Raw genomic sequence first — 4,605 nt, 5'->3', positions numbered from 1 at the left:
AAAAAAAGCTAAAATTTTGTCCATCTTTGCGATATAATAAGGAGGCGGCCACTGGCCGATGTGAGTGTGGCTTTATGCAACGAAGGTGGTGGACATGTGTTTCAACATACAACCGTGTTGCTGAAAGAGGCAGTCGATGGGCTGAACATCCGACCTGACGGCATTTACGTCGATTGTACGCTGGGCGGCGGCGGCCATAGCGAGTATTTGCTCTCCCGTTTGTCGGCACGTGGGAAGCTGTTTGCCTTTGACCAAGACGAAGCCGCCATCATGCATGCGCGCGAACGGCTCGCTCGCTACGGCCGGCAAGTGCAGTTTGTGCACCGGAACTTCCGGTTTTTGCAAGAGGAGCTTTCGGCGCTTGGCGTCAAGTCCGTCGATGGCGTCTTGTTTGATTTGGGTGTTTCTTCGCCGCAGCTCGACGAACCCGAGCGCGGCTTCAGCTATCAGCACGATGCGCCGCTTGATATGCGGATGGACCGCAAGCAGCGGCTGACGGCGGCGGAGATTGTCAACCGCTGGCCATACGAGGAGCTCGTCCGCATCTTTTTCCGTTACGGCGAAGAGAAGTTTTCGAAGCAAGTGGCGCGCAAAATCGAGGAAGTGCGCCGCACGAGGCCGATTAAAACGACGGGGGAGCTCGTTGAGGTGATTAAGGAAGCGATTCCCGCTCCGGCGCGCCGCAGCGGCGGACACCCGGCCAAACGCATTTTTCAGGCGCTTCGCATCGCGGTCAACGACGAACTTGAGGCGTTTCGCGAGGCGCTCGAGCAGGCGATCGAACTGCTCGCCCCCGGCGGTCGGGTGAGCGTCATTACGTTTCATTCGCTTGAAGACCGCATTTGCAAAGAAACGTTTAAAAAGGCGAGCGAAAGCCCGCCATTGCCCCCGGGGCTTCCGGTTCTCCCCGACGACTACCGCCCCGTGCTGAAAATCATTACAAAAAAACCGATCGTTCCTTCCGAGGAAGAGCTCGAACGAAACCGTCGCGCCCGTTCGGCCAAACTCCGCATTGCCGAAAAGCTGTAGATGACGAAAATAGCGGGGAAACACAACCAAATTTCAATGCGGGCGCCGCCCATTGCGGCGAAAAACGAATGCATGGAGAAACAGGAGGGGAAAAATGTGAACGATGCAGCAGTCAAAGTCGCGCGCGAACAACGACATCCGGCGTCACCGCCAAGCCCGAAGACGCGGCGGAAGCAGCGCTTTCGCCTGTCGCTGGCTGAAAAGATGCTGTTTGTGTTGTTTTGCTTGTTTGTTTTCTATGCGGCGGTTCATATCGTCTCGAACCAAGTGCGCATTTACGAATTGAACAAAGGGGTGCAAAAGCTCGAGGCGTCGATTGACGAGCAGAAAAAGGAGAACAATGACCTATATATCGAGGTGCAACGGCTGAGCGCGTACGAGCGCATTTTGCAAAAGGCAAAAGAGCTCGGTTTGTCGCTCAACGAAAACCATGTGAAAGTTGTGCAGGAATGATCGGCGATGGAGGCAAGAAAGCATCGCAACACCCATCAAGGAGCGTTCATCCTGTTTTGCCTGTTCGGCTTCCTCTTTTCTCTGTTGTTCGCCCGCTTTGTGCAGCTTGAATGGACCGGCAAAGCGGACGGCCAAACGCTGGCTGTGATCGCGGAGCGGCAGCATCAACAAACGCGGACGATCAAGGCGAAGCGCGGAACGATTTTCGAACGCAACGGCGCCGTTTTGGCTGAAGATGTGCCGTCGTATACGGTTGTGGCCGTTTTGGATCCGAAGATGACAACCGATCCGGATCATCCGCACCATGTGTCGATCCGAAAAAAACAGCGGAACAACTCGCCCCGTTGCTTGGCATGGACGTCGAGGCGATGGAGCGCATTTTGACCAAAAAAGCGAAGCAAGTCGAGTTTGGGTCCTACGGCCGCAACATCAGTTTTGAGCTGAAACGGAAAATCGAAGCGCTCCATTTGCCAGGCATCGCTTTCATCCGCGACACGAGCCGGTTTTATCCGAACGGCGTGTTTGCGTCGCACGTCATCGGCTACGCGCAAAAAAATGAAGCTAACGAAACGGTCGGCAAAATGGGCGTGGAAAAAGAACTTGACCGGTATTTGCGTGAAAAAGACGGCTATGTGTCGTTTGCCGGCGACGCAAACGGCTTCCGCCTCCCCGGGGGGGAAGAGCGCATTGTCAAGCCGGACAATGGGGCAAACGTCTATTTGACGATCGACGGAAAGATTCAATCGTTTTTGGAAGATGCGATGAGCAGTGTCGAGAAGCAATACAAGCCGAAAAAAATGATCGCCATCGTCGCTGATCCAAAAACAGGGAAAATTTTGGCGATGGCGACGCGTCCGAGCTTCGACCCAAACAAGCGTGATATTACGAACTTTTTAAATGACGCCATTTCCTATCCGTATGAGCCGGGATCGACGATGAAAGTGTTCACGCTCGCGGCGGCCATCAACGAAGGAGTGTATAACGGCAACGAAACGTATCGCTCCGGTTCCTACAAAGTGGGGCCGAACACGATCCGCGACCATAACGATGTCGGCTGGGGGACGATCACGTTTAATGAAGGGGTGCAGCGCTCTTCAAACGTCGCCTTTTCGATTTTAGTGAAAGAAAAGCTTGGTGAAGATCGGTTTTTGCAATATTTGCACCGTTTCCATTTTGACCGGAAAACGGGCATCGATTTGCCGAACGAAGCGGTCGGGCAAATCCGCTATCGCTACCCGATTGAACGAATTACGACCGGATTCGGCCAAGGGACATCGGTGACGCCAATCCAGCAAATCCAAGCGGCGACGGCGATCGCCAACGATGGGAAAATGATGAAGCCGTATGTCATCGAGAAAGTCGTCGACCCAGACAGCGGCAAAGTCGTGCTCGATCATGGGCCGACCGTGGTCGGCGAGCCGATTACGGCGGAAACCGCGCGCAAAGTGCGCGCCATTTTAGAGACGGTCGTCACGTCCGAGCACGGCACCGGCCGTCCGTACCAAATCAACGGCTACCGCGTCGCCGGCAAAACGGGGACGGCGCAAATTCCGTCGGCTTCCGGGGGCTATTTGACCGGACGGGAAAACTACATTTTTTCGTTTTTAGGCATGGCGCCGACGGATGATCCGAAGCTTCTCATGTATGTCGCGGTCCAACAGCCGCACCTCGATGTGACCGAAACCGGAGCGGCGCCGGTGTCGCAAATTTTTACGACGGTGATGAAAAGCAGTTTGCAATATTTGCATATTGAACCGAACGGGGAAAAACGAATGAAAGCAAAGACTGCAAAACCGCAGGCGCTTGATTCATGGATCGGCCAGCCGGCGGCTTCGGCAGCCAAGCAGCTGAAGGACAAGGGATATGTGCCGGTCGTGATCGGCCGCGGCAAATATGTTGAGCAGCAGCTTCCGCAAGGCGGCGATCACGTTCTTTTGGGCGAACGGGTCGTGTTAAAAACGGACGGGGCGGCAACGATGCCGGATTTGCGCGGCTTCTCGCTGCGCGACGCTATGAAAGTGGCTCATATACTCGGCTTGCGGCCGAGCACGAAAGGGACCGGCTATGTCGTCAGCCAAAACATTCGTCCGGGAGCGGAGGTGCGCAAAGGCGATTATTTAATTGTTGAATTGGCTCCGCCGCGCCAATGGGAGAAAGCGGCGGCGGAGAAGGAGAAAGAGGCGGCTTTACGGAAAGAAGCCGAGCCGCACGAATGATTTTTGCCGTTCTATAACGGGGCGTACAAGCATATAGTGGAACGAGCCCACCATGAAGGAGGTTCCGCCATATGCGCGTATCGTACGTTACCGTGCGCAAGCGGTTGACGATCGTGTTTTTGATCGGGATTTTGATTTTTGCCATTATCGATCTCCGTCTCGGCTACGTCCAATTTTGGCTCGGCGATCTATTAGCGGAACGGGCGAAAGGGCTATGGGGCCGGAACATTCCGTTTGAGCCGAAGCGAGGCGAAATTTTGGACCGCAACGGCGTCCCGCTGGCGACGAACATGAGCGCTCCGACGGTGTATGTCATTCCGCGGCAAGTCAAAAACCCGGCAGAGGCGGCGAAAAAGCTGGCAGGGGTGCTGGGCGGTTCGGTCGAATCCATCTATAAACAAATCACGCAAAAAACGTCGATCGTCCGCCTGAAAGAAGGGCGGAAAATTTCCGATGAAAAAGCGGCGAATGTGCGCTCCCTCGACTTGGATGGGGTGTATATCGCGGAAGATACGAAGCGCTACTATCCGTTTGGCAGCTATTTGTCGCACGTGCTCGGCTTCACCGGCATTGACAACCAAGGGCTCACCGGGTTGGAGCTGTATTATGACAAGGAACTGAGGGGCGAGCGCGGCTCCGTGCAGTTTTATTCCGATGCGAAAGGGCGGCGCATGCCCGATATCGCTGATGACTATACGCCGCCGACTGACGGCTTGAATTTGGTGTTGACGATCGATTCGCGCATTCAGACGATCATGGAGCGCGAACTTGACATCGCGGAGGCGAAATACAATCCGGACGGCATCATCGCGATCGCCATGGACCCGAACACCGGTGAAATTTTGGCGATGGCGAGCCGCCCGACGTTCAATCCAGCGGATTACCGGAGCGTTCCTCCGGAAATTTA

The 4,605-nt window shown here is 55.0% G+C and carries 2 protein-coding genes and 2 pseudogenes; all 4 read left to right on the top strand.

All coding sequences use genetic code 11. The annotated features are described in order from the left end of the window. Nucleotides 1–96: 96 nt before the first annotated feature. Nucleotides 97–1,029 (top strand): 16S rRNA (cytosine(1402)-N(4))-methyltransferase RsmH, encoded by a 933-nt coding sequence (rsmH, locus tag I656_RS00515; protein WP_033006876.1) that lies wholly within the window; start codon nucleotides 97–99, stop codon nucleotides 1,027–1,029. Between the two features lie 96 nt (nucleotides 1,030–1,125). After that, a complete protein-coding gene (gene ftsL, locus I656_RS0117020; protein WP_033006878.1) occupies nucleotides 1,126–1,482 on the top strand; it encodes a cell division protein FtsL in 357 nt (118 codons plus the stop codon). A 6-nt stretch (nucleotides 1,483–1,488) separates the two neighbouring features. After that, nucleotides 1,489–3,698: pseudogene (locus tag I656_RS00520) on the top strand (penicillin-binding protein). A gap of 71 nt (nucleotides 3,699–3,769) precedes the next feature. After that, nucleotides 3,770–4,605, top strand: a pseudogene (locus I656_RS00525) (stage V sporulation protein D); the annotation flags it as partial.

This window comes from Geobacillus sp. WSUCF1 (assembly GCF_000422025.1).
Lineage (GTDB): Bacteria > Bacillota > Bacilli > Bacillales > Anoxybacillaceae > Geobacillus > Geobacillus zalihae.
Note: the sequence above shows the minus strand (reverse complement) of the source record. Positions and strands in the feature narration are given on the sequence as shown.